This is a genomic window from Winogradskyella sp. 4-2091 (assembly GCF_045765065.1).
GTDB lineage: Bacteria > Bacteroidota > Bacteroidia > Flavobacteriales > Flavobacteriaceae > Winogradskyella.
On record NZ_JBJKOD010000007.1, the window covers coordinates 129,300 to 153,968 of the forward strand.

19 protein-coding genes and 3 tRNA genes are annotated in these 24,669 nt (G+C 32.8%); 4 read left to right on the forward strand and 18 right to left on the reverse strand.

Going from position 1 to position 24,669, the window contains the following annotated elements; translation table 11 throughout:
• From ACJBCC_RS10995 to nfsB, 10 genes are all read right to left on the reverse strand, one after another.
• Nucleotides 1-3,138 (reverse strand): efflux RND transporter permease subunit, encoded by a 3,138-nt coding sequence (locus tag ACJBCC_RS10995; RefSeq protein WP_407557197.1) that lies wholly within the window; start codon nt 3,136-3,138, stop codon nt 1-3.
• Nucleotides 3,139-3,160: 22 nt separating this feature from the next.
• Nucleotides 3,161-4,291: an efflux RND transporter periplasmic adaptor subunit gene (locus ACJBCC_RS11000; protein WP_407557198.1), complete on the reverse strand. Its 1,131-nt coding sequence runs from the start codon at nt 4,289-4,291 to the stop codon at nt 3,161-3,163.
• A gap of 11 nt (nt 4,292-4,302) precedes the next feature.
• Complete coding sequence (locus ACJBCC_RS11005; RefSeq protein WP_407557199.1) at nt 4,303-4,806, reverse strand: GbsR/MarR family transcriptional regulator; 504 nt, start codon at nt 4,804-4,806, stop codon at nt 4,303-4,305.
• Nucleotides 4,807-5,044: 238 nt separating this feature from the next.
• Nucleotides 5,045-5,848 carry an SDR family NAD(P)-dependent oxidoreductase gene (locus ACJBCC_RS11010; RefSeq protein ID WP_407557200.1) on the reverse strand — a complete coding sequence of 268 codons (804 nt, stop codon included), beginning with the start codon at nt 5,846-5,848 and terminating at the stop codon, nt 5,045-5,047.
• 127 nt (nt 5,849-5,975) lie between these two features.
• The gene (locus tag ACJBCC_RS11015; protein ID WP_407557202.1) at nt 5,976-6,938 is read right to left on the reverse strand and encodes a 2OG-Fe(II) oxygenase; all 963 of its coding nucleotides are present in this window, start codon (nt 6,936-6,938) and stop codon (nt 5,976-5,978) included.
• A gap of 29 nt (nt 6,939-6,967) precedes the next feature.
• Complete coding sequence (locus tag ACJBCC_RS11020) at nt 6,968-7,813, reverse strand: enoyl-CoA hydratase/isomerase family protein (RefSeq protein ID WP_407557203.1); 846 nt, start codon at nt 7,811-7,813, stop codon at nt 6,968-6,970.
• A 125-nt stretch (nt 7,814-7,938) separates the two neighbouring features.
• Nucleotides 7,939-8,802, reverse strand: coding sequence for an AraC family transcriptional regulator (locus ACJBCC_RS11025; RefSeq protein ID WP_407557204.1), 864 nt, complete (start codon nt 8,800-8,802; stop codon nt 7,939-7,941).
• Nucleotides 8,803-8,883: 81 nt separating this feature from the next.
• Entirely contained in the window at nt 8,884-9,726 is an 843-nt protein-coding gene (locus tag ACJBCC_RS11030) for a DUF4437 domain-containing protein (RefSeq protein ID WP_407557205.1), read from the reverse strand.
• Nucleotides 9,723-10,736: a zinc-binding alcohol dehydrogenase family protein gene (locus tag ACJBCC_RS11035; protein WP_407557206.1), complete on the reverse strand. Its 1,014-nt coding sequence runs from the start codon at nt 10,734-10,736 to the stop codon at nt 9,723-9,725. Before ACJBCC_RS11035 ends, ACJBCC_RS11030 begins: the two co-directional genes overlap by 4 nt.
• A gap of 18 nt (nt 10,737-10,754) precedes the next feature.
• Entirely contained in the window at nt 10,755-11,414 is a 660-nt protein-coding gene (gene nfsB, locus ACJBCC_RS11040) for an oxygen-insensitive NAD(P)H nitroreductase (protein WP_407557207.1), read from the reverse strand.
• A 239-nt stretch (nt 11,415-11,653) separates the two neighbouring features.
• Between nfsB and ACJBCC_RS11045 the strand changes: the two genes are divergently transcribed.
• A complete protein-coding gene (locus tag ACJBCC_RS11045) occupies nt 11,654-11,992 on the forward strand; it encodes a helix-turn-helix domain-containing protein (protein ID WP_299100370.1) in 339 nt (112 codons plus the stop codon).
• Nucleotides 11,993-12,023: 31 nt separating this feature from the next.
• On the opposite strand, the gene ACJBCC_RS11050 is transcribed toward ACJBCC_RS11045, so the two are convergent.
• Nucleotides 12,024-12,404, reverse strand: a complete 381-nt coding sequence (locus ACJBCC_RS11050) for a hypothetical protein (RefSeq protein WP_407557208.1) — start codon at nt 12,402-12,404, stop codon at nt 12,024-12,026.
• A gap of 80 nt (nt 12,405-12,484) precedes the next feature.
• Complete coding sequence (locus ACJBCC_RS11055; protein WP_299100366.1) at nt 12,485-15,034, reverse strand: ATP-dependent Clp protease ATP-binding subunit; 2,550 nt, start codon at nt 15,032-15,034, stop codon at nt 12,485-12,487.
• Nucleotides 15,035-15,458: 424 nt separating this feature from the next.
• On the opposite strand from ACJBCC_RS11055, the gene gyrA reads away from it, so the two are divergent.
• Together gyrA and ACJBCC_RS11065 are read left to right on the forward strand one after the other, a co-directional pair.
• Nucleotides 15,459-18,008: a DNA gyrase subunit A gene (gene gyrA / locus ACJBCC_RS11060; protein WP_299100364.1), complete on the forward strand. Its 2,550-nt coding sequence runs from the start codon at nt 15,459-15,461 to the stop codon at nt 18,006-18,008.
• Nucleotides 18,009-18,036: 28 nt separating this feature from the next.
• Complete coding sequence (locus tag ACJBCC_RS11065; RefSeq protein ID WP_299100362.1) at nt 18,037-19,326, forward strand: tetratricopeptide repeat protein; 1,290 nt, start codon at nt 18,037-18,039, stop codon at nt 19,324-19,326.
• Nucleotides 19,327-19,378: 52 nt separating this feature from the next.
• On the opposite strand, the gene ACJBCC_RS11070 is transcribed toward ACJBCC_RS11065, so the two are convergent.
• A complete protein-coding gene (locus ACJBCC_RS11070; protein ID WP_299100360.1) occupies nt 19,379-20,128 on the reverse strand; it encodes a C40 family peptidase in 750 nt (249 codons plus the stop codon).
• A gap of 9 nt (nt 20,129-20,137) precedes the next feature.
• Nucleotides 20,138-21,316 carry an acetyl-CoA C-acyltransferase gene (locus tag ACJBCC_RS11075; protein WP_299100358.1) on the reverse strand — a complete coding sequence of 393 codons (1,179 nt, stop codon included), beginning with the start codon at nt 21,314-21,316 and terminating at the stop codon, nt 20,138-20,140.
• Nucleotides 21,317-21,430: 114 nt separating this feature from the next.
• On the opposite strand from ACJBCC_RS11075, the gene ACJBCC_RS11080 reads away from it, so the two are divergent.
• Nucleotides 21,431-23,482, forward strand: coding sequence for an HD family phosphohydrolase (locus ACJBCC_RS11080; protein ID WP_299100356.1), 2,052 nt, complete (start codon nt 21,431-21,433; stop codon nt 23,480-23,482).
• 10 nt (nt 23,483-23,492) lie between these two features.
• Here the strand turns inward: ACJBCC_RS11080 and ACJBCC_RS11085 are convergent, their stop codons facing one another.
• From ACJBCC_RS11085 to ACJBCC_RS11100, 4 genes are all read right to left on the reverse strand, one after another.
• Nucleotides 23,493-24,116 carry a LysE family transporter gene (locus tag ACJBCC_RS11085; RefSeq protein ID WP_407557209.1) on the reverse strand — a complete coding sequence of 208 codons (624 nt, stop codon included), beginning with the start codon at nt 24,114-24,116 and terminating at the stop codon, nt 23,493-23,495.
• Nucleotides 24,117-24,309: 193 nt separating this feature from the next.
• Nucleotides 24,310-24,383 (reverse strand) — tRNA-Arg (locus tag ACJBCC_RS11090).
• A gap of 33 nt (nt 24,384-24,416) precedes the next feature.
• Nucleotides 24,417-24,491, reverse strand: a tRNA-Pro gene (locus ACJBCC_RS11095).
• Between the two features lie 49 nt (nt 24,492-24,540).
• Nucleotides 24,541-24,629 (reverse strand) — tRNA-Ser (locus tag ACJBCC_RS11100).
• Nucleotides 24,630-24,669 lie beyond the last annotated feature (40 nt).

The following is a 24,669-nucleotide window of genomic DNA, read 5'->3' on the forward strand; positions in this document are numbered from 1 at the left end:
TTAATCTTCAATAGTTTGTACTGTTGGTTTACTCGAAATTTTTTCTTGTAACCACTGAAATAATATAAATAGGATTGGTATTACAAAAACACCTAAAATTGTCCCAATTAGCATTCCACCTGCAGCTCCAGAACCAATGGAATTGTTTCCTTCAGATCCTACACCTGTTGCTAAGGCTAATGGCATCAATCCAAGTATAAATGCAAATGATGTCATTAATATAGGACGTAACCTAGATTTAGCACCTAGTATAGCAGAATCCACAATACTTTCACCATGTTTACGACGCTGTAAAGCAAATTCTACAATTAAAATTGCATTCTTTGCTAACAAGCCAATAAGCATTATAAGGGCAATTTGGAAGTAAATATTATTCTCTAATCCTAAGAATTTAGTAGTTATATATGCTCCAAAAACTCCAAATGGTAATGATAAAACAACTGCAAAAGGCAATAAATAACTCTCGTATTGTGCACTTAAAAGGAAGTAGACAAATACAATACTCAATATGAAGATAAATGTAGTTTGATTACCTGCATTAACTTCTTCTCGTGTTAAACCAGAGTAGGCAACTGTATAGTTACTCGGTAGTTTTGCAACTTCTTCTTCAATTACTCTAATGGCATCACCTGTACTAAAACCGTCGTTAGTTGCTCCAGAGATCATGGTAGAATTAAATAAGTTAAAACGAGTTACCGATTGTGGACCATACACACGTTTTAACGTCACAAACTGTGTTATTGGTGTCATTTCTCCTGTATCTGTCCTAACATACATACTATTCAAGGCACTTTCATCTGCTCTGTCTTCTGGTAATGCTTGAATATATACTCTAAATTGTTTACCAAATCTTGAAAAGTCAGAAGCGTAAATTCCTCCAATATAACCTTGTAATGTTGAAAATATACTGGTTACAGAAACGCCTTTTTCTTTTGCCAATGGAACATTTACTTCCATTTCATATTGTGGATAACTTGTATTAAAAGCTGATGTTGCGTATTTAATTTCTGGATGACTCATTAAAGCCATAGAAAAGTCTTTATTAGCTTTATCTAAATCTGCAAACTCTCCACCAAATTTATCAAGTAAGTTAATTTCAAACCCTGAGGAGTTACCAAAACCACGAATACTTGGTGGTGAAAAGAATATAATGTTAGCATCAGGTATAGTTGCAGCAATACCAAATAATTTTCCGGTAATAGCTTGTGCAGAAAGTGATGGATCTTCACGATCTGACCAATCTTTAAGTTTTACAATCCCAAAACCAAAGTTACTACCAGCGCCACTTATTAAACTTCTACCTTTTATAAAGTTAATAGCTTCGATGCCTTCTATAGTTTTGGCTTTATCGTATAGTTTTCTAGCGACAGCATCAGTTCTGTCTAAAGATGCTCCTGGTGGTAATTCTATATTAGCAAATACAATTCCTCTATCTTCATTTGGTACAAAACCTGTTGGTGTTGTCATTGAAGCCCAATAGATGCCTGCTCCTGCAATGATTAGAAGTAGAACTGAAATAAATTTTCTTTTATATAAAAACTCAAGAGACCTGCCGTAACGTTGAATGGTTGCATCAAAACCACGATTAAATAATGTGTAAAAACGTTTTAATGGACTTTTTCCTTTTAATTCTTTATCGTTTTTATGTTCTTTTAATAATAGAGCACATAACGCAGGGCTTAATGTCAAGGCATTAACAGCTGAAATTAAAATGGCAATAATTAAAGTAACACCAAACTGCTCATAAAACACACCAGTAGGTCCAGTAATAAATGTCACAGGAATAAATACAGCTGCCATTACTAAAGTAATTGAAATAATTGCTCCCGAAATTTCATTCATCGCTGTAAGTGTCGCCTTTTTTGGGTTGTGCTCGCCATCATCCATTTTTGCATGGACGGCTTCTACAACAACTATAGCATCATCTACCACAATCCCAATGGCTAATACTAAAGCAAATAGTGTTAATAGGTTTATTGAATACCCAAATACATTTAGGAAAAAGAACGTACCAATAATTGAAACAGGTACTGCAATTGCAGGAATTAATGTAGATCTAAAATCTTGTAAAAAGATAAATACAACTAAGAATACCAATAAAAATGCTTCTAATAGAGTTGTAATTACTTTGTCAATAGATGCATTTAAAAACAAACTTGTATCGTAAGGTACAAATACATCTAAACCTTCTGGTAAATCTGCTTTTACTTCTTCTAATGTAATTTTAATGTTTTCAATAATTTCCTGGGCATTTGAGCCTTTAGTTTGAAAAATACCCATAAACACAGCAGGATTTCCTTTACTCATAGCATTAGAGGCATAGGATTGCGCATCTAACTCAATTGTTGCGACGTCTTTAAGTCGTAAAAACTCTCCATTTCCTAAGGCTTTAATAACTATATCGCTGTATTGTGCTTCGTCCTTAAATCTTCCACTGTAAGTTAATGTATAAGAAAATGATTCTCCATTATTTTGACCTAAAGATCCTGCTGCTGCTTCTAAATTTTGTTCCGCTAAAGCTGCAGATATATCTGACGGAATTAAATTATAGGACGCTAATTTTTCTGGATTTAACCATATTCGCATCGCATAATCTTGTTGAGAGAACAAACTAACATCTCCAACACCACTAATACGTTGCATTGCAGGAATGACATTAATTTTTAAATAATTCTGAATAAACGTAGCGTCATAATTATCACTTTCAGAATACATAGAAATAAACATCAAAGCACTTGTCTCTTGTTTCTGAGTGGTTACACCAGTTTGTATAACTTCAGTTGGTAATAAAGGATTTGCTCTAGCAACACGATTTTGAACGTTAACTGCTGCAATATCTGCATCAATCTCTTGATCAAAATAGACATTGATTTCTGCAGCTCCTGTATTTGATGCTGTAGAGGTAATGTATGTCATTCCTTCTACACCATTAATTTGTTCTTCAATTGGTATAATTACACTCTCTAAGACGGTTTCTGCATTGGCTCCTGTATAATTTGCTGTTACCTTAATTGTTGGTGGTGCAATATCAGGATATTCCTCAATAGGCAAGGAGGTTATACTAATAACTCCTAGTAAAACTATGATAATAGAGATTACCGTTGAAAGCACTGGTCTTTCAATAAATGTTTTTAACATGACTAAAATGTTTGGTGGTTATCTAATTTCTGAATAAAGTGGCTACTGGTGCTATAGCGTCTTCGAATGATGTTTCTTGTGGTGAAATTGCCATTCCGTTTCTTAATTTGCCAACACCAGAAACTATGATTTTGTCGTTTATTTCTAAACCAGATTCAACAACGTATAGATTGTCTACTGCTCCTTCTATTTTTAAAATTGATGTTTCAACTTTGTTGTCAGCACCAAGTTTAAAGATCATAATGTTTCCTTGTTGCTCAAAAGTAGCAGATTGAGGTACTACAATGGCATCTTTGTATTCAATAGGAAATCTTATTTTACCACTGTTTCCATTGGTTAAAATTTCTTTAGGATTCTTAAAAGCAGCTCTAATCTGAATTGTACCCGTGTTTTGGTTAATCTGGCCAGTACTGGTTTGTATTCTTCCTTTTTCGGAATATTCCTTACCATTTGCTAAAATTAAACTAAGGTCTGGTGAATTTTTAATTCGTTCAGCTTTCGTTTTTCCTTCTGATCGTTGTAAATGATCTATATATTGCGCTTCATTGAAACTAAAGAACGCATATACTTCGTCAATTTCGCTTACTGTAGTTAGAGGTGTAGTGTCACTAGGACTAATTAAAGCACCTTCTCTAAAATTGATTGAACCAACATATCCATCAATAGGGCTTTTAATTGTTGCATAGCCAATATTAGCGGAGACACTGCTGTAATTTGCTTGTGCTTGCGCTAAATTTGCCTTAGCAGTTTCTAATTGTACCGGACTAATTATGTTTTTTTCTACTAATGGTATTAATTTATCTACTTCAACTTGTGCTACATTTACCTGAGCTTTTGCAGCACCTGCATCTTGACTCAAAGATTGTGTTTCTAATTTAAATAACACCTGTCCCTTTTTTACTTTTTGTCCCTCATCAACGTAAACTTTTTCAATATATCCGGCCGTTTTTGCTCTTACATCACTATTAACTCTTCCTTCAATAGTTGCTGGATAATCTGTATAACCTGTAACCGTTTTTGTTTGCAGTTGAGAAACAGGGAAGGGTGAAGGTGGAGCTTCTGCTGCAGGTTGATTTTGTTCGCTGTTACCACAACTTACAATGACTAACAATACACTTAGAGTTAATACGCTATATAATTTACTATTTTTCATTTTTTTGGTATTTAGATATCGAATGATTTATCTGTTAATTTGGTTCTTAATTCTTTTATAGAAGCCGACGCTTCATCAATAAATTTTAAATAATCGTTGTGAAAATTTAAATCGAATTTTTCTTCTTTCTTCTTAATTTTCTCTTCGTTTATATTGTTTTTATAGGCTTTAATTTCTAAATGTAATTCTCGCACTTCTTGCCACTCATTAATTAAATTATCGATATGATGAATTACAGAATCTTTATTTATAACAAAGTATTTTTTTCTATCACCAGTTTTTGTAAAATACTCTAACTTGTTTAAGCCCTGTAAATGATTTATATGCGTAGAAATAGTACTTTTACTTGCGCATAGAACGGTAACCATTTCTTCAAAAGTGGTTCCATTTTTACCCGTAAGAATTACATACGCCATTATGCGTGCTGCAACTGGTGCTAATTGTTCTCTGTTTTCTAAATGCACACCAAGTTTTTCAACTAATCGCATTTTTTCCTTACAAATGTTATTTTCCATAACGGTTTGAATTATTGTTTTAATTTTAAATTAAATGCATTTGCACTTTAAAATTCTTAGCAAATTTAAAGTTAAGTTCGGAACAAGCCGAACTAAACGAAGTTAAATGATTGTTAAAAATGTTTAAAGAACTATTAATGTTGTTTAAAATTCTGACTATGAGATAATTATATTAAAATATAAATAGCCCACAACTTTATGCTGAGGGCTTTAATAATTTAATTTTAGATATAAGAGCTTACATCAAACTACGTGTTGCTTTCAATAAGGCTGTAATTTTAGACTCATCGTAAGCATCTGGATGTGCGGAAGCAAATTGACCAATGTTTTCGCCTTTATCGTTGTCAAAATATTTTCCTGTAGCGTCTTTATACGCATCAGAAGTTGCTAAATCGTATAAGATATTCACACCTTTTTCTGCAGGCGACCAATGTTGACCATAAACTTCTTTGGCCATTTTTGTGTTTAGTAACGATCCAGGATTTACGGCAATTGTGGTAATGTTGGGATGCTGTTTTGCAAAATAGAAACTCCACATGGTTAATGCTAATTTACTTTGTGCATATGCTTCACTTTCATTTACAGTAGCATCTCCTGATAAAACAGCTGGTCTAACTGTAGATTGCGCTGCAGAACTTAAATTAATAATTCTTGGTGATTGAGAATTTTCTATACTAGACAAAATGCCATGTGTTAATAGTGAAGGCGCTAAATAATTGACAGCCATTCTTATATCTAAACCGTCTTTTGTTTTTTCAACTTGACTTTTAAAAATGCCTGCATTATTAATTAGTATATCAACAGTTGGAATTTCCTTTTTAATTTGTTCTACTAAAGTTGATACTGCTTTTAAATCTGAAAAGTCAGCAACCAAACCTTTTATATTATCGTTATTTGAAGCTGCTTTAATTTCTGTAACAACCTTATTTACTTTAGCTTCACTCCTACCGTGAATATAAACTGTATTACTTTCTTTTGCTAGTTTAAGAGCGGTTAGTTTACCTATACCATCTGTACTTCCTGTGATTAATATTTGTTTCATTGTATTTTATATGTTGATAAGAACTGGTAATATTTGTATTGCTAGTTCTTAAATTTTATTCCTTATTAAAATAATAAACTGTTTACTAGTTTGAATGTAAATTAAAAATAACTTATATCTACTCTAGTTAAAATGGTGCAAAGGTATCTTTAGGGCCATCTGGCAAACTCCAACGTTGGCGAGCCGTAACACTTTCTAATGCACTATGCTTTACTGTTTCACTGTTAATACTACCATAACTACTTGCTCCACCACGTGGTATTTGCATCTGGTCTCCATATAACCAAACAACTAAGTTACTGCGTTGTCCACTAGTAATTGGGTGTGTGGCGTGTGGCACATTTCCTCTATGGATGATGGCTTTGCCTGGTTCAAACTTTGTTTGTACCGTTTTACCTGAAGCTTTATCATAGAAATCAACTATAGATCCAGTAAATTCTTCATCAGGTAAGTTAGTATTAATATTTAATGTAGCTGAAGAAGCATCTGTATGTGCATGCAAATCCTTGTCTTTATCTGGATTATATTGTATAGAAAAACCAAAGGTTTGATTATCATAACCGTAAGTTCCTAACAGTAAACGAGCAATTGGACGCATAAAACGATTCATAATTGTGTTGTAAAATTCTTGGAAACTTGGTGCTGCCAAATAGCCTTCAGATCTTGGATCTAACATCATTCCATAACGGTTTAATTGAATACCGTAAGGCGCTCTTTTAGGAATCTCTGACTTTACCGCATCTTCTAAATATTTACGAAAATCTGCTAAACGCTCTAAATCAAAAAACTGTGTTTCATAAACACCAGGAATTATTTCTTCCCATAAGTTAGCAACAACGTCTTCTTTTTCTGGGTTTTCCCAAGCATCGTTTATAGCATTACGTAATTTTGGATCTAGTAAAGATTCGTCTGGTAATAATAATTTATCTTTGTTTTTTAGTTCCCATTCTGTCCAAGCGTCTTCTAATAAGTTTCGGTTATTATTCCAAAATTTTGAAACTGATGGATCGCGTTTTAATGATAATTCTCTTGATGGTACTTGTAGAGCACGAGCTTCAGCAAGTGCATTTATATTTGCTATTGTTTTCATATCTAATTTTTTAAATTAATATTTTTTGATTAGTTAACCTCTTGAATATCCATTACCATTTGTTCCCAATTCTTTTGATTATCATGGTTAAATTGCGCACCATTATCATCTGCATATTGAAAACGTTTTACGGCAGGAGTTTTGCTTGTAGCTTGAAATAATTGATATGCTTCTTCTTTTAAAGCTTCTTTAATTGGTAAGTCTACCGATGCATAAACTGCACGCTTAGAAGCTGTAATAGAATCTGCTGGAAATTTTGAAATACGTTGAGCTAAAGCATCTACATAAGGTCCAATTTCATCAGCATCTAAGGCTTTATTTATGGTTCCGAATTTTTCAGCTTCATCAGCATCCCAATCTCTTGCACCTAAAATAATTTCTAATGCTTTTCCTAACCCTGTTTGTCTTGCCATACGAGAAGCTCCACCACCACAAGGTAAGATTCCCATACCAACTTCCATTTGCATAAATTTAGCTTTTCCTCTTGCTGCAAAACGCATATCTAATGCTAATGCCATTTCGTGTCCGTCACCACGTGCAAATCCTTCAATTTTTGCAATGGTTGCTTGGGGTACATTGCTTAATCTTTCTAAAACAGACTGTAAGTCTAATAACTCAATTTCGTTTCTTGGAACGGCTTCTGTAGATAAATCTTTTAATAAATCGGTATCATAATGGCAAACCCAATACCCTGGATTTGAAGATTCAAAAACTACTACTTTTACACTTCTGTCGCGTTCTAATCGTAAGCAAAGACTGCTTAAATCGGCTAACATTTCTTGTCCCTGTACGTTTACTGGTCCGAAGTTAATATCTACGGTTAAAATTCCTCCTTTTTGTTCTGCTGTAAATGTTTGAAAATTCTTGTAGTTCATGATATCTGTTTTTTAAATTGTTTTGTGTATGTATTAATTACACTACAAATTTAGAGGAGACACCAAGGTTTAATTTGGTATAAAATAATGTGGTATTAGTAAAAAATAAGGTTTTAGCAAAAAAATTAGGCTAATGCTGCTCTAAAAGCACTTAAACTTGTGCTTTTATAAGTTTGAAACGTCTTGTTTAAATGACTAGAATCTGTAAAGCCTAGTTCTGCTGCAATTTCAGAATATTGCAAATCGGTATACTTCAATCTAGTCTCCACAAGTTTTAATTTGTAGTTGATAATGTACTTTTTTAAAGAAACATCGGTGTGTTTTTTAAAATATTCACTGATGTAATTATCTGCCATATGAAATTCTTCAGCTAGACTTTTAGTCGATAGCAATTCAGAATTATAAATATTGGAATGGATATAATTGATGATTTGCTGAATTTTAGACGATTTCACTTCCTTTACAGAATCTGAAGTGTTTATAAATTGAATATTTCGAGCAATAAGATGTAAAATAACGGATAATGAATTTTGAATGATGAAGATGTCGAAGGATTGCTTATTCAGATACTCAGTTGCAACCATGTTTACTAAAGCTACTAAATGCGAACGATCTGCTTCGGTTTCAAACTGCATTTCACGAAGCTCATGACTTTCACTATTTAAGATTTCTTCAATTTTACGAAACCAATCGTTTACCGGAAGATTTATATTTTGCGAACTTGTATTTCTGAAAAAACTCTTTAAAAATTTAATCGCTACCGTAGAAGTTTCTGTTTCCGGATTTAAGATATAAATATCATCAGGAATAAACACAAAAACGCTATTGGCTGTATACTTTACCGTTTTACCATTAATTTTTATGGTTCCTGAGCCTTCTTCGAAATATACAATTTCAAAAAAACGAATGGTTGTGTACTGGCAAAACTCAAAAAACGTTTGGTTTTTATATTGCGTGATTACAATGTTTTCGATAATTGTTCTGGCCATAATATTATTTATAAAATTACAACATATTTAAAAAAAATAAAGCCACAGTTTATTGTGGCTTTTCCTGCTATTAATCAATAATTATTTGACTTTAAAATCTCCGTTACTTCTAATATAAATAACTGTTTCTTTATCTGTTGTTATTATTGATTTAGAATCTTCTTCAACTCCAAAATAAGATCCAGGTTCTAATTTGCTTTTTTCTTCTTTCTTAGAAAACTGAATTGTTAATCCTCCTGAAATAACGACCGCTCTAAAATTTGAACTCAAGTTTTTAATTTTCCCACTGAAACCAGCTGGTAATTTTAAAAGTACTGCACGTAATTGATTTTCTTCGTGGGTTCCCCATAAAAAAGCGGTTTCTACATTACTTTTTGAAGAAACCCACTCGATATCGTCAGCATTTAGCCAAACCAAATTTGTGTTATCAACATTGACAGGACGCTCACCATTATCAAAAGCTTCCGATGTTGGTTTTACCAAATATGGACCTTCTTGAATATCTAAAAATGCCATGTTATCATTATCATCAGCAGCTGTAATATGGGCTTCTCCTGCCGGTTGTTGCCAATAAGAACCTACTGTCAACCACTGTTTTTCGGCTTGTTCGTCATCATTGTGCAACAATCCTTTAATTACTATACCACGATACGTAATGTTGTGAATATGTGGTGGTGAAGAAAATCCTTTATTGAATTTTACTAAGAATCCTGCTGGTTCGTTTTTTGTTCTGTCTCCCCAAAGTTTTCCTGCTGCTGGACTTTTATCGCCACGTAACGGATTTAACCAACCCCATTCCGCGTTGTCTGCAGTTACGACTTCGTTTACAGATTTAATACTATCTGTTGTTGGTGTCTGTGCGTTTACAAAAACACCAGTGACTAGTGCTAATGCGATTAAGATATTTTTTTTTATGTTTTTCATTTTGAAAATCCTTCTAAAACAATTTTACCTTTAGCTTTTCCTGTTTCTAAGAAAGCATGTGCTTTACGAAGATTTTCTGCTTTGATTATTCCGAAATTTTCACCTAAAGTGGTTCTAATCGTACCGTTATCGATTAATTCGGAAACTTTGTTCAAGATATTGTGTTGCTCAATCATATCATCCGTTTGAAACATTGCACGTGTAAACATTAACTCGATATGTGTTGAAACTGCTTTACCTTTAAAAGGCATCACGTTTAACGATTTTGGATCGTCAATAAATCCGAATTTACCTTGTGGTTTAATCAGTTTTACAATTTCATCTACGTGATGTTCTGTAGCATTTAAACTCACTACATATTCTGGCGCAGGAAGGTTGTATTTTTCAAACTCTTCGCTTAATTTATTTCTATGATTGATAACTGTATCTGCTCCTAATTCTTTTAACCAAGATGTGGTTTCTTCGCGAGAAGCAGTACCAATAATGTTTAATTTTGTCAGCTTTTTAGCCAATTGAACCAATATAGAACCCACTCCACCAGCAGCGCCAATTACTAAAATAGATTTGTTGGTATCGTCTTTAGACACTTGTAATCTATCAAACAACATTTCGTATGCTGTAAGTGTGGTTAATGGTAAAGCAGCAGCTTCCGCATAAGATAAGCTTGAAGGTTTTTTACCAACAATACGCTCATCTACAATTTGATATTCAGCATAACTACCTTGACGTGTAAAATCTCCTGCATACCAAACTTCATCTCCAACCTTAAACAAAGTAACATCTTCTCCAACTTCCTTTACAATACCTGTTGCATCCCAACCAATTACTTTCCAATCGTCTCCTTCTACAGGCATTCCTGCACGCACTTTATAATCTGCTGGATTAACAGAAATCGCTTTAATTTCAACAAGAATATCTCTTCCTGTTGCTTTTGGCGTTTCTAATACTATGTCTTGTAAAGAATTTACATTGTCTATAGGTAAATTATCTTTGTACCCTATTGCTTTCATCTGACAACAATTTTGAAATTATATTATAGTGAAAGTTTCGCTTTCTGGTAATCTAGATTTTGGCGTTTTTTCTGTGGAATTGAAATCAGATTCTGCTCTATAGCCAATTGAAACAGCCACTAAAGAAGTATATCCTTTTTCTCTTAATCCAAACTCTTCATCTAGAGCTTTTACATCGATTCCTTCCATTGGAGTTGCATCAATTCCTAAAGTTGCTACACCTAGTAAGAAACTTCCAATATTAAGGTATACTTGCTTTTCCATCCAGTGTTGTAAATCTTTTAAATCGTATTTATGTATTCCGGCAAAAGCTTTAACAGCACCTAGAAATCCGTTTTTAATATCTTCATTTGGAAAACGTCCGTTTTTATCTTCAGTATCTGCAATGTGTTGGTAATATGAATCATCAGCATCAGTTTTAACACAAAACAATACTACTGCAGAAGCATTAGTTACTTTAGGTTCATTGAAACTAAAAAAGCCTTGTGTTCCTTTGGCAATACGTGCTTTACCTTCAGTAGTTTCGGCAACAATAAAGTGCCAAGGTTGTAGATTGACGCTAGACGGACTCATTCTCAATAAGTTTTTGATTTCAGCCATATCTGCATCAGATATTTTTTTGGTTGTATCATATTCCTTAGTTGTGTATCTCCAGTTTAATATTTCTTTTAAATTCATTATTTAATGCTTGTTTTTAGTTGATTAAAATTTTAACTATCAAAAGTATAGTGACAAAAGTATGTATAGTAAATTTTTTACACAAGAACGGTCAAAAATGATAGTATAAAATAATTATTATTAAAATCGTTTTAACTCAATGATATCGAAGGATTCTAGGCTATGTTAAATAAACTATAAAAAGTATAGTTGTGTAATTAAGTATAGTGATGTACTTTTGTAACATTAATAAATGTATTATGCATAAATTCAAAGGAAAAGAGTATCCTTGCTGCACTAGTCTTACAATGGGTATTATAGGAGGCAAGTGGAAGACTGTAATTTTATTTCACTTAATAAATAAAACGTTACGCTATAATGAGTTACGAAAGGAAATACCATCCGTTACGGAGCGCACTTTAAGCCTACAATTAAAGACTTTAGAAGAAGATGGTGTAATTAAAAGGAAGGTTTATACGTCTAAACCACCACTAAAAGTGGAATATTCTTTAACGGAATTAGGAGAAACATTAATACCATTGATTCAATCTATTGCAGATTGGGGAGTTTCCGTTGTTAGTGAGAAAAAGTATAGTTAAGAACATTTTGAAATATTTCTGTAGAGTAGACCTAATCAGTAATATCTAATTTAATCACTTCATCTTTCCATGACATAGCATCTTCTAAATTTGAAAAAATACCGAAGGGTTTATTTAAAAATAACTTTTCTATTTGTGCATTTTTAATCGCTTTAAAGTCTTCAGAAACTACAGCAAAACCAGCTAAGCTTCTCATTTTTGATGTGGTTTTATAAATATTTGGGTTAACAGAGTATGAATTAATTCTGTGTGTGATATAAACAAATGGTTTACCATTGTAATATTCTTCAGCCATATTAATAAGTGTCTCATTGTGGTATCTGTCTACATGAACTCCTTCATTCATAATTGTCACTATATAATCCTCATAAAAATTGATAGTGCAGAATTCTATTTGTACAGTTTTTTCCATTACTTATTTTAAGTATAATCTCTAAAATACAAAAAACTCCCTCATAAGGAAGGAGTTTTTTATAATAAAGTTGAAGTAATTTAAGATTCTGTAGTTTTACTAGATGATTTAATTTTAATACTTAATTCATCATTTTTTTCATCTAAATCCATAGTGATTGTATCACCTTCATGGATTTTAGAATTGATAATTTCCTCAGCTAGAGCATCTTCAACGTACTTCTGAATAGCTCTATTTAAAGGTCTTGCACCATATTGTTTGTCAAATCCTTTATCAGCTATATAGTCTTTTGCTTTACTCGTTAATTTAAGATTGTATCCTAAATCTTTGATTCTGTCAATTAACTTTACAAGCTCAATATCAATTATTTTTCCTATATCTTCTTTTTCTAACGCATTGAAGACAATAACATCATCAATTCTATTTAAGAATTCAGGAGCAAATGCTTTTTTAAGCGCATTTTCTATTACAGCTTTTGCATGATCAGACTCTTGAGCTATTGCAGCAGAAGTTCCGAAACCGACACCAGAACCGAAATCTTTAAGTTTTCTAGCTCCAATATTAGAGGTCATTATAATAATTGTATTTCTAAAATCAATTTTACGTCCTAAACTATCTGTTAAATAACCATCGTCTAAAACTTGCAATAACATATTAAAAACATCTGGATGTGCTTTTTCAATTTCATCTAATAAGACAACAGCGTAAGGCTTACGTCTTATTTTTTCAGTTAATTGACCGCCTTCTTCATAGCCAACGTATCCAGGAGGTGCTCCAATTAAACGAGAGATAGCAAATTTCTCCATGTATTCACTCATGTCAATTCTTACTAATGCATCATCACTATCAAATAACTCTCTTGCTAATACTTTAGCTAATTGTGTTTTTCCTACACCTGTTTGACCTAAGAATATAAATGAACCAATTGGTTTATTGGGATCTTTAAGTCCAGCTCTGTTTCTCTGAATTGCTTTAACCACTTTTGCAACCGCTTGATCTTGACCAATTACTTTTCCTTTAATAAGGTCTGGTAATTGAGATAACTTGTTAATTTCAGTTTGTGCAATTTTATTTACAGGAATACCTGTCATCATTGAGACTACATCAGCGACGTTATCTTCCGTTACAACTTCTTTATGTTGTTTGGTTTCTTCTTCCCATTTTTCTTGTGCCGTTGCTAGTTCTTTTTCAAGACGTTTTTCATCATCTCTTAGCTTAGCAGCTTCTTCGTATTTCTGTTTTTTAACAACACTATTCTTAGTTTCTTTAACTTCTTCAAGCTTCTTTTCTAATTCAAGAATTTGTTTTGGCACATCAATATTGGTAATATGAACACGAGAACCAGCCTCGTCTAAAGCATCAATAGCTTTGTCTGGAAGAAATCGTTCTGTCATATAACGGTTAGTTAATTTTACACAAGCTTCAATAGCTTCATCTGTATAATCAACATTGTGATGCTCTTCGTATTTACCTTTAATATTATTAAGTATTTCTATAGTTTCTTCTACAGAAGTTGGCTCAACAATTACTTTTTGAAAACGGCGTTCCAAAGCACCATCCTTTTCAATATATTGTCTATACTCATCTAGAGTAGTGGCCCCAATACATTGTATTTCGCCTCTTGCTAATGCTGGTTTAAACATATTAGAGGCATCTAAGCTTCCGGTTGCTCCACCTGCGCCAACTATGGTATGAATTTCATCAATAAAAAGAATAATGTCGTCATTCTTTTCTAATTCGTTCATAACGGCTTTCATGCGTTCCTCAAACTGACCTCTATATTTAGTACCAGCAACTAAGCTCGCTAAATCTAAAGTCACAACACGTTTATTAAATAAGGTACGTGATACTTTTCTTTTTACAATTCTCAGCGCTAAGCCTTCTGCTATTGCAGATTTACCAACACCAGGTTCTCCTATTAATAAAGGATTGTTTTTCTTTCTTCGACTTAAAATTTGAGATACACGTTGTATTTCTTTTTCTCGTCCTACAACAGGATCTAATTTACCTTCTTCTGCAAGTACAGTTAAGTCTCTTCCAAAATTATCTAATACAGGTGTTTTTGATTTCTTATTGGTTTTGCCAGCTTGTCCACCAAATGGATTTTGCTTTGCATCTTCCTCTTCGTTAATATCATCATCAGAAAACGACTCTGCTTTTGGAGTTTCTAAATAATCATCTTCGCTCGTTGCCATAGATTTAAATTCTTCTTTTACGTTATCATAATCCACTTTAAGCTTATTTAAAAGCTTTGTAGTAGGATCATTTTCATTCCTTAAAATGCACAATAATAAATGCGCTGTGTTTATTGAGGTGCTCTGAAACAGTTTAGCTTCTAAAAAAGTTGTTTTTAATGCACGCTCTGCTTGCCTTGTTAAATGCAAGTTCTTCTTCTCGTTAGACGTTGTAACGATATTTGGGTTTGCAGGACTTAGAATCTCTACTTTACGTCTAAGGTGGTTGAGATCTACCTCTAACGCACCTAAAATATCTATAGCCTTTCCGTTACCGTCTCTTAAAAGACCAAGCATTAAATGCTCAGTACCAATAAAATCATGACCTAAACGCAAGGCTTCTTCTTTGCTATAAGCAATTACATCTTTTACTCTTGGTGAAAAATTATCATCCATACTAATTTCCTTTCTGCTTTAAAAATAATAAAAACATATTAGGTAAGTGGCAAAAACCATACCTAAACTAAATCAAATTTAAAATGTGTTACGTATAGTTCTAAATAATTTGTAATTAAGACAATCAAAAAAGCAGCATATGTTGAATGCTAAGTTTTTAATATTTAGAGATATACAAGTGCAGTTAAATGAGATTATTTGAACAATTTTAATGACTAAATGATTGTTCGTGTTATGTTGTTAACGAAGAGAATAAAAATGCATTTTATATCAAAGTAATTAGTGAGATACTTATTAACTAAAAAGATATCAAATATTGTTAATAAAAAAAGCCAAATAGGGGATTGATTTTGTTTAAAAACAGTGGTATTTTGGTTATATTAGCACGTTATTGAAATTTAAAAAAAACTAATTAATTTTATATATGGCAGAAGGAGAAAAACTCATTCCAATTAACATTGAAGATGAAATGAAATCGGCTTACATTGATTACTCGATGTCAGTCATTGTGTCACGTGCATTACCAGATGTAAGAGATGGTTTAAAACCCGTTCACAGACGTGTACTTTACGGTATGCATGAACTAGGTGTTAGAGCAAGTGGTGCGCATAAAAAATCTGCAAGAATTGTCGGTGAAGTTTTAGGAAAGTATCATCCACATGGAGATACTTCAGTATATGATGCGATGGTGCGTATGGCTCAAGAATGGAGTTTACGTTATATGTTAATTGACGGACAAGGTAACTTTGGTTCTGTAGATGGTGATAGTCCGGCAGCAATGCGTTACACCGAAGCAAGAATGCGTAAGATATCTGAAGATATGTTGGCAGATATTGATAAGGAAACGGTAGATCATAAACTAAATTTTGATGATACTTTAGAAGAACCAACTGTTCTTCCTACACGTATTCCAGGTTTATTAGTTAATGGTGCATCTGGTATTGCAGTAGGTATGGCAACTAATATGCCACCACATAACTTAACTGAAGTTGTAAATGGAACTATTGCTTATATAGAAAATAATGATATTGAAATTGATGAGTTAATGCAACACATCAAAGCACCAGATTTTCCAACAGGTGGAACCATTTATGGGTATGATGGTGTGAAAGAAGCTTTTCATACAGGTCGTGGACGTATTGTAATGCGTGGTAAAGCAATAATTGAAGAAGTTCAAGGAAGAGAATGTGTTATTGTAACAGAGATTCCTTATCAAGTGAATAAAGCAGACATGATTAAAAAGACTGCTGATCTTGTTAATGATAAAAAACTTGAAGGTATTTCTACCATTAGAGATGAGTCTGATAGAAATGGTATGCGTATCGTATACGTTTTAAAACGTGATGCAATACCAAACATTGTACTTAACAAACTTTATAAATATACAGCTTTACAATCTTCATTTAGTGTAAATAATATTGCATTAGTTAATGGTAGGCCACAATTGTTGAATCTTAAAGAATTGATTCACTATTTTGTTGAACATAGACATGAAGTAGTTGTTAGGCGTACAAAATACGAATTACGTAAGGCTGAAGAAAGAGCACACATATTAGAAGGTTTAATTATTGCTTCAGATAATATTGATGAAGTAATTAAAATAATTCGTGCTTCATCTAATGCTGAAGAAGCTCGTAACAATTTGATTGAACGTTTTAAACTGTCAGAAATTCAGGCTAAGGCAATTGTAGAAATGCGATTACGTCAGTTAACAGGCTTAGAGCAAGATAAACTGCGTGCTGAGTATGAGGAAATAATGAAAACAATTATTGATCTTAAAGATATCTTAGACAAAAAAGAACGTCGAATGAGTATCATTACAGACGAGTTAATAGTTGTTAGAGATAAATATGGTGATGATCGTCGCTCTATAATAGAGTATGCTGGTGGAGATTTGAGTATTGAAGATATGATTCCAGATGCTCAAGTTGTTATTACAATTTCTCATGCAGGTTACATAAAACGTACGTCACTTACAGAATATAAAACTCAAAATAGAGGAGGAGTTGGTCAAAAAGCTTCTACTACACGTAACGAAGATTTCTTAGAACATTTATTCGTTGGTACTAACCATCAGTATATGTTATTCTTTACGCAAAAAGGAAAATGTTTCTGGATGCGTGTTTATGAAATCCCAGAAGGCTCTAAGACATCTAAGGGTAGGGCAATTCAGAATTTAATAAATATAGAGCAAGATGATAAAGTTATGGCTTTCATCTGTACTCAAGATTTGAAGGATGAAGATTATATAAACAGCCATTATGTAATCATGGCTACTAAAAAAGGTCAGGTTAAGAAGACATCTTTAGAACAGTATTCTCGTCCAAGATCAAATGGTATTAATGCTATTACAATTAAGGAAGATGATGTTTTATTGGAAGCAAAGTTGACGACAGGTGAGAGTCAAGTAATGTTAGCTTTAAAATCTGGTAAGGCAATTCGTTTTGAGGAAGCTAAGACGAGACCAATGGGTAGAAACGCATCTGGTGTACGAGGCATTAGACTTCAAGATGAAAAGACTGATGAGGTTATTGGAATGATTGCGGTTAACGATATGGAGAGCAATATTTTGGTGGTCTCTGAAAATGGTTACGGAAAGCGTTCAAGTTTAGAAGATTATAGAATTACTAATAGAGGAGGAAAAGGCGTGAAAACTATTTCTATTACTGAAAAGACAGGTAATTTAGTGTCTATTAAGAATGTAACGGATGAAGATGATTTAATGATCATTAATAAATCAGGAATCGCTATACGTATGGCCGTTGCAGACTTGCGTGTAATGGGTAGAGCAACTCAAGGGGTAAAGTTAATTAACTTAAAAGGTAAAGACTCTATTGCTGCAGTTGCGAAAGTAATGAAAGATGATGAAGAGAATATTGAGGAGTTAGATATTGAAGAGACTGAAGGAGGTACTGAAAATACTGGCTCAACTGAAGATGGCACGGCTATTGATAATACTGAAACCGAAAACTAAATTATAACAATAAATTATTTATTACAAGATGAAAAAATTAATGACATTAGTGCTTTTATTGGCAATTGGTTCAATGTCCTATGCTCAAAAGAATGAGTTAAAGGCAATTGAAAAAGCACTTAAGAATGTAAATTTCTCAGATGCCAAAGCAGCAGTATCTACTGCAGAAGCTTTAATTGATAACATGGACGGTAAGTCTAAGGCAAAATTTTATTTTTTGAAAGCGCAAGCTTTATATGCCAATGGTGCTGGTACAGATGCAAATATTGATGAAGCTATTGTAACGCTAGATAAGTTGAAAACTTTAGAATCATCAATGGGTAAGTTGAAATATACTGATCAAGCTAACGATATGAAATCTAAAATGTACAATACCTTTATTACTAAGGCAAATGATGCATTTAAGAGTAATGATTATGAAGGAGCAGCAGCGAGATTTGAGAAAATTTATAGAGTTTCTCCAAAAGACACTTCTTATTTGTATAGCGCAGCATACTCGTCAGTGAGAGCTGAAGATTATGATAGTGCTTTAAAGTATTACATTGAACTTGAAGATTTAGGTTATACAGGTATTGCAATGAATTATTATGCAACAAACCTAGAAACTGGTGAAGAAGATTTTTATGGTGATAATAAGTCAGGTAGAGATTTTGCAGTTAAAATTAAAACGCATGATAAACCAAGAGATTCTAAAGCAGAATCAAGACGATCTGAAATCGTAAAAAATATCGCATTAATTTATGTTTCTCAAGGAGAAAATGAAAAAGCTTTAGGTGCTATTGCAGATGCAAAAGCTGAAAACCCAGAAGATTATAATTTAATTTTATCTGAAGGAAATGTTTACTTGAAACTTGATAACAAAGAGAAGGCATCTGAGTTATACAAAGAAGCATTATCTATGGATCCTGAGAATCCTGATTTAAATTATAATGTAGGTGTTTTAGCAATGAGCGCTGGTCAATTTGATGATGCAAAAAGTTATTTTAATAAAGCATTGAAATTAAAACCAGACCATGCTGATGCAGCACTTAATTTATCTAGTATTCAGGTAAACATTGGTAATGCCATGAATGACGAAATGAATGCATTAGGTAATTCCGCAGCAGATAACAAGAGATATGAAGAAATTAGAGTAGAAAAGAAAGCGATCTTTTCTGAAGGTGCTGCAATTTTAGAAAACTACTTAAATGTCAACCCTTTATCTAAAAACTTAGATATTTTAACGCAATTAAAAAATATCTATGGTGCTTTAAATGAAGGAGAAAAGTACAAGGCTATGAAAGCTAAAATTGAAAATATAGAAAGTGCAGGAAACTAGTATATACTATAATTTATAAAAAAAAAGCGACTAAATTATTAGTCGCTTTTTTTTATATAATTTTCTTAATAACCCTAAGTTTATGGGTGTGAGTATTTTTTTCTTTATTATAAATACCACTATGATCTAATCTGTCAATCCTTACTTTTCCATGGGCATGAATGATATAATTATCTTCCATTATAATTCCCACATGAGTTATATGACCTTCACTATTATCAAAAAATGCTAAATCTCCTGGTTCACTTTCTTCAATAAAACTCAACGCTTCACCTTGTGTCGCTTGCTCAGAAGCATCTCTAAGTAAAGTGTACCCATTTAGTTTGTAAACCATCTGAGTAAAACCAGAGCAGTCAATGCCAAAAGGTGTTTTTCCTCCCCAAAGGTAAGGTGCATTTAAATAAAGAAAAGAAGTTTTTATAATATTAGATTTAACTGAAACAGAAGTATGTGAGTTGCCATCAAAGTGATGGTTTAATAATTCTAATCCATTTAAATTAGATCCAACAGGAATAGGATATAAGTTGTTAGAACTATCTGTTACAAATTCGATAATATCTTTGGATAGATTAATATCGGCGGATTTTAGCGTATTATAATCTTCTACATCAATTTCTTTGTATTGTTTATTATCGATCCAACCTTCATAATTATCAAATGCAAATCTAACTCGGCTCCATTTTTTACGTTGTTCTAATACTTTAAAAAAGTCTCCATATAAAGCCTGAGTTACCATTTCACTGGTATCACTAGGTTCTAATCTTATGGGTACAATTCCAAGATTGCAGATGCCGTATTGCATAAAGTTTGGTTAAGCGCGTTCTAATATTAAAGCAGAAGCTCCACCACCTCCATTACAAATTGCGGCAGCCCCTAATTTAGCGTCGTTTTGACGTAACACATTAATTAATGTCACTAAAATTCTTGCACCAGAACATCCAAGAGGATGTCCTAAAGATACAGCGCCACCGTTAACGTTAACATTGTTATCGTTTAATCCTAATATTTTCATGTTTGCCAAGCCTACTACAGAGAACGCCTCATTGAATTCAAAAAAATCAACATCACTTAAATCTACATTCGCTTTTGCTAATGCTTTGGGCAGTGCTTTTGCAGGTGCTGTTGTAAACCATTCTGGTTCGTGGGCAGCATCGGCATAACCTTTGATGGTTGCAAGAGGTTTTAATCCTAATTCAATGGCTTTTTCTTTGCTCATTAAAATTAAAGCAGCTGCACCATCATTTATTGTAGATGCATTTGCAGCTGTAACCGTTCCATCTTTAGTAAACGCAGGACGTAATGCAGGAATTTTATCCATTTTTACGTTTGTATATTCTTCATCAGTATCAACTATCACAGGTTCGCCACGTCGTTGAGGTACTTCTATCGAAATAACTTCATCTTTAAATTTTCCGGCATCCCAAGCTGCTTTAGAACGTTCATAAGATTGAACAGCATAAGCATCTTGATCCTCTCTAGAAAATTTATATTCTGTAGCACATGCATCTGCACAAACACCCATTGCGTTTTTATCGTAAGCATCAACTAGACCATCCTTTTGCATTCCATCTTCAAGTGTAGCTGGTCCAAATTTTGTCCCTTTCCTTGCGTGAAAATAATGAGGTATAGCACTCATATTCTCCATTCCACCAGCAACGACAATTTCTGCATCACCTAGCTGAATTGCTTGTGCGGCTTGCATCACTGCTTTCATACCAGAAGCACAAACCTTATTAATGGTAGTACAAGGAACTGTATTAGGCAAACCAGCGTAAATTGCAGCTTGTCTTGCAGGTGCTTGACCAGTACCAGCTTGCACTACATTACCCATAATTACTTCATCTACTAGATTTGGTTTTAGGTTAATTTTATCAAGTGCTCCTTTAATTGCTGCAGCACCTAAACGTGGTGCAGGAACAGAAGATAAACGACCTAAAAAACTACCTATTGGTGTTCTAACGGCTGAAACGATTACGACTTCCTTATTCATTATTATTTAGTTTGTTGTTATATTTTGCGAAATTAAACATTTTTTAAGAGATTTGAGAATGTATTAATGATATTGCACTTCTAAAGTTTTAATATTTATTACATTTGATTGTCTATGAATACATTCTTCAATAAATGGTATAAAAATCATGCCTTAGGCTACAAAATTTTACTATATCTAGTTACTACTCTTTTTATAGTTTACTTGTTTCCTAAAACAGGGAAATTCAGATATTCCTTTGAGAAGAGTAAACCATGGCAGTCCGAAAGTCTTTATGCTCCTTTTAATTTTGCGATAAAAAAATCTATAGATGAAATTGATAAGGAAAAGCGCGAAATTGAAAATCAAAGCCCCTTATATTTTGATGTCAATAAGAACGTTGAGAAACAAGTATTATCCAATTATTTAGATGGATTCAATCGTGTCTTTGTAGATTCTAGTGCTTTTAGTATTGAAAATTCAGACTTGTTTAAAAAAGGTAAAGTATTAATTAATAAGTTGTACAATTCTGGAATATTGGATTCAGAATACGGTTATTCAAATGAGCGGTCTGTAATTTTAGTTACATCTAATAAAGTTCAAAATGAATTACAGTATGGTAGATTGTATAAAATTGGAGAGCTACGTAAGATTGTTGAGAAAGAATTAGGTAATGGAATTAAGCTTAATTCTAAAAAACGGATGGTTTCTCTATTTTTTGATGTTTTAAAACCTAACTTAAGTCTCAATAAAAGCATTACTGAAAAGGTACTGGAAGAAGAATTATCTCAAATTTCTTTAACAAGAGGACATATTGAAAAAGACCAATTAATTGTTTCTAAAGGTCAAGTAATTGAAGAAGATCAATATGATATTCTAACCTCTTTAAAGTCGGAGTATGAATCTCATGTTTGGAATACTAAAAACTATAACTGGGTTTTAGTTGCCTATACCTTATTGGTAGCTTTGGCTTTACTGATGTTACTATTGTTTCTTAAAAAATACAGAACAGAAGTTTTTCTCAATAATACTAAGGTTACTTTTATATTTTTCAATATTGCTTTAATGATATTGTTGACTACGTTAGTTATTAATTTTAACTCCCAGTATATATATGTAGTTCCTTTATGTATTCTACCACTGGTATTAAAAGCCTTTTTTGACGCGAGATTAGGTTTATTTGCTCATGTGTTAACTGTTTTACTATTAGGGTTTATTGTTCCTAATAGCTATGAATATATGTTTCTTCAGATTATAGCCGGTATGGTAACCATTTTAACGGTTTCTGAATTGTACAAAAGAGCAAACCTATTTATATCAGTAGGACAAATTACGTTTATTTATATCATTGCGTATTTTGCGTTTTTTGTTATTCACGAAGGTCAATTAACAGGTTTAAAATGGCAAACCTTTGGATTGTTTATATTATGTGGTCTTGCGACACTTTTTGTACAACCATTAATATATATATACGAAAAAATATTTGGTCTTGTGTCTGATGTATCTTTATTAGAGTTGTCTGATACTAATACAAAGCTCTTGAAGGAATTATCTAATAAAGCGCCAGGTACATTTCATCATTCATTAAATGTTGCGAATTTAGCTGAAGCTTCCGCGAACGAGATAGGAGCAAACGCCATGTTGATTAGAGTAGGAGCTTTGTATCATGATATTGGTAAGATGAATAATCCAACGTATTTTACAGAAAATCAAAGTACAGGTATAAATCCTCATGATGAATTGTCTAGCAAAGAAAGCGCTAAAATTATCATAGATCATGCTATAAAAGGAATCGAAATTGCAAAAAAGTATAACTTGCCAGATAGAGTAATTGATTTTATCAGAACCCATCATGGTACAAGTTTGGTTTACTACTTTTATATGAAGGAAAAAGCAGAAAACGAAGTTGTAGACCTAAAAGACTTTACTTATCCAGGACCAAAACCATTCAGTAAAGAAACTGCTATACTTATGATGTGTGACAGTGTAGAAGCAGCTTCAAAAAGTTTAAAAGAACCTACAAGTACAAAGATTAATGATTTTGTAGAAAATATAATTAATAAGCAAATGGAGAATGGTCAGTTTTTAAATGCTGATATTACATTTAAAGAAATTCAATCTATTAAAAAAGTTTTAAAATCTAAATTGGCTAATATATACCATCTTAGAATTGAGTATCCAGAATAAGCATTTACAATTATAATACAAATAGATATATTAAGTTTATTATAGAAACTGTTGCGGTAAGAAAGCCTAAAATTAAATTCATTTTATCTGCAATAACTTGAAGTTTATGTGCTATTCTATTGGCAATAATAGCGTATAGGGCATACAATGAAAATGAGCCTATTGTTGAGCCAAGAGAAAAGTATAAACTATTCTCTAAAGAATATTCAAAATAGTCTATACTAATTAGTAGTGATATAGATGTGAAATAAAATGGAATAGCAGTAGTGTTTATTATTGATAAGCCAATACCACTTAGATATGCTTTAGATTTTTTAATTTCTATTTTCTTCTTTCTCTCATTTGGAGTAAAGTGTAGTCTGAAAAAATTAATGGATAGCAGTATTAGTATTACAGAACCAATTTTTTGTATTAAAGAAATATACTCAGAGTTCTCCATTAGAACATTGGATAAATAAGCACCTATGTTGGCCTGAAAAAATAGCACAGTAGCAAAGCCACCAATAAGGTAAAAAGCAGCTTTTTTACCACTTTTTAAACTGTACTTAACAACAGTTAAATTTAAATAACTAGGCACTACACTGCCAGAAGTGGCAACGATAACACCCAAGAATAAGCATATAAAAAAGTTCATTTAATTTTTTCTTGCAATTAACAACTAAATATATGGTGTTGTTGTTCCGTTCAATTGCTATTTTAGCTCAAATAGTAAAGAGATTAAATTAATAAACTATAAATTGATAACAAGGTGCAAATTGAGAGACCATAATAGTCTTAATAAGTATCCAAAAACAAAAAAGCCTCACTAATTAAAGTAAGGCTTCTTGTGATCGCACTAGGATTCGAACCTAGGACCGCCTGCTTAGAAGGCAGGTGCTCTATCCAGCTGAGCTATGCGACCATTTAGAGATAAACTCTAAAAATTCAATAAAAGTCGGGGTGGCAGGATTCGAACCTGCGGCCTCCACGTCCCAAACGTGGCGCGATAACCGGGCTACGCTACACCCCGAAATTGGTTAAAAAAATACTTACAGTCGCATACGCTGAAGTAAATTTTGCGGAGAGACAGGGATTCGAACCCTGGGTAAGTGTTTCCACCTACGACGATTTAGCAAACCGCTCCTTTCGGCCACTCAGGCACCTCTCCAGTAAAAAAATGAACGCTCTTCATTTAAATGCGGGTGCAA

What these genes read in the sequence shown, in the direction of transcription:
- ACJBCC_RS10995 (WP_407557197.1), bottom strand. Translation starts at nt 3,138, where the DNA reads ATGTTAAAAACATTTATTGAAAGACCAGTGCTTTCAACGGTAATCTCT.
- ACJBCC_RS11000 (WP_407557198.1), bottom strand. Translation starts at nt 4,291, where the DNA reads ATGAAAAATAGTAAATTATATAGCGTATTAACTCTAAGTGTATTGTTA.
- ACJBCC_RS11005 (WP_407557199.1), bottom strand. Translation starts at nt 4,806, where the DNA reads ATGGAAAATAACATTTGTAAGGAAAAAATGCGATTAGTTGAAAAACTT.
- ACJBCC_RS11010 (WP_407557200.1), bottom strand. Translation starts at nt 5,848, where the DNA reads ATGAAACAAATATTAATCACAGGAAGTACAGATGGTATAGGTAAACTA.
- ACJBCC_RS11015 (WP_407557202.1), bottom strand. Translation starts at nt 6,938, where the DNA reads ATGAAAACAATAGCAAATATAAATGCACTTGCTGAAGCTCGTGCTCTA.
- ACJBCC_RS11020 (WP_407557203.1), bottom strand. Translation starts at nt 7,813, where the DNA reads ATGAACTACAAGAATTTTCAAACATTTACAGCAGAACAAAAAGGAGGA.
- ACJBCC_RS11025 (WP_407557204.1), bottom strand. Translation starts at nt 8,802, where the DNA reads ATGGCCAGAACAATTATCGAAAACATTGTAATCACGCAATATAAAAAC.
- ACJBCC_RS11030 (WP_407557205.1), bottom strand. Translation starts at nt 9,726, where the DNA reads ATGAAAAACATAAAAAAAAATATCTTAATCGCATTAGCACTAGTCACT.
- ACJBCC_RS11035 (WP_407557206.1), bottom strand. Translation starts at nt 10,736, where the DNA reads ATGAAAGCAATAGGGTACAAAGATAATTTACCTATAGACAATGTAAAT.
- nfsB (WP_407557207.1), bottom strand. Translation starts at nt 11,414, where the DNA reads ATGAATTTAAAAGAAATATTAAACTGGAGATACACAACTAAGGAATAT.
- ACJBCC_RS11045 (WP_299100370.1), top strand. Translation starts at nt 11,654, where the DNA reads ATGCATAAATTCAAAGGAAAAGAGTATCCTTGCTGCACTAGTCTTACA.
- ACJBCC_RS11050 (WP_407557208.1), bottom strand. Translation starts at nt 12,404, where the DNA reads ATGGAAAAAACTGTACAAATAGAATTCTGCACTATCAATTTTTATGAG.
- ACJBCC_RS11055 (WP_299100366.1), bottom strand. Translation starts at nt 15,034, where the DNA reads ATGGATGATAATTTTTCACCAAGAGTAAAAGATGTAATTGCTTATAGC.
- gyrA (WP_299100364.1), top strand. Translation starts at nt 15,459, where the DNA reads ATGGCAGAAGGAGAAAAACTCATTCCAATTAACATTGAAGATGAAATG.
- ACJBCC_RS11065 (WP_299100362.1), top strand. Translation starts at nt 18,037, where the DNA reads ATGAAAAAATTAATGACATTAGTGCTTTTATTGGCAATTGGTTCAATG.
- ACJBCC_RS11070 (WP_299100360.1), bottom strand. Translation starts at nt 20,128, where the DNA reads ATGCAATACGGCATCTGCAATCTTGGAATTGTACCCATAAGATTAGAA.
- ACJBCC_RS11075 (WP_299100358.1), bottom strand. Translation starts at nt 21,316, where the DNA reads ATGAATAAGGAAGTCGTAATCGTTTCAGCCGTTAGAACACCAATAGGT.
- ACJBCC_RS11080 (WP_299100356.1), top strand. Translation starts at nt 21,431, where the DNA reads ATGAATACATTCTTCAATAAATGGTATAAAAATCATGCCTTAGGCTAC.
- ACJBCC_RS11085 (WP_407557209.1), bottom strand. Translation starts at nt 24,116, where the DNA reads ATGAACTTTTTTATATGCTTATTCTTGGGTGTTATCGTTGCCACTTCT.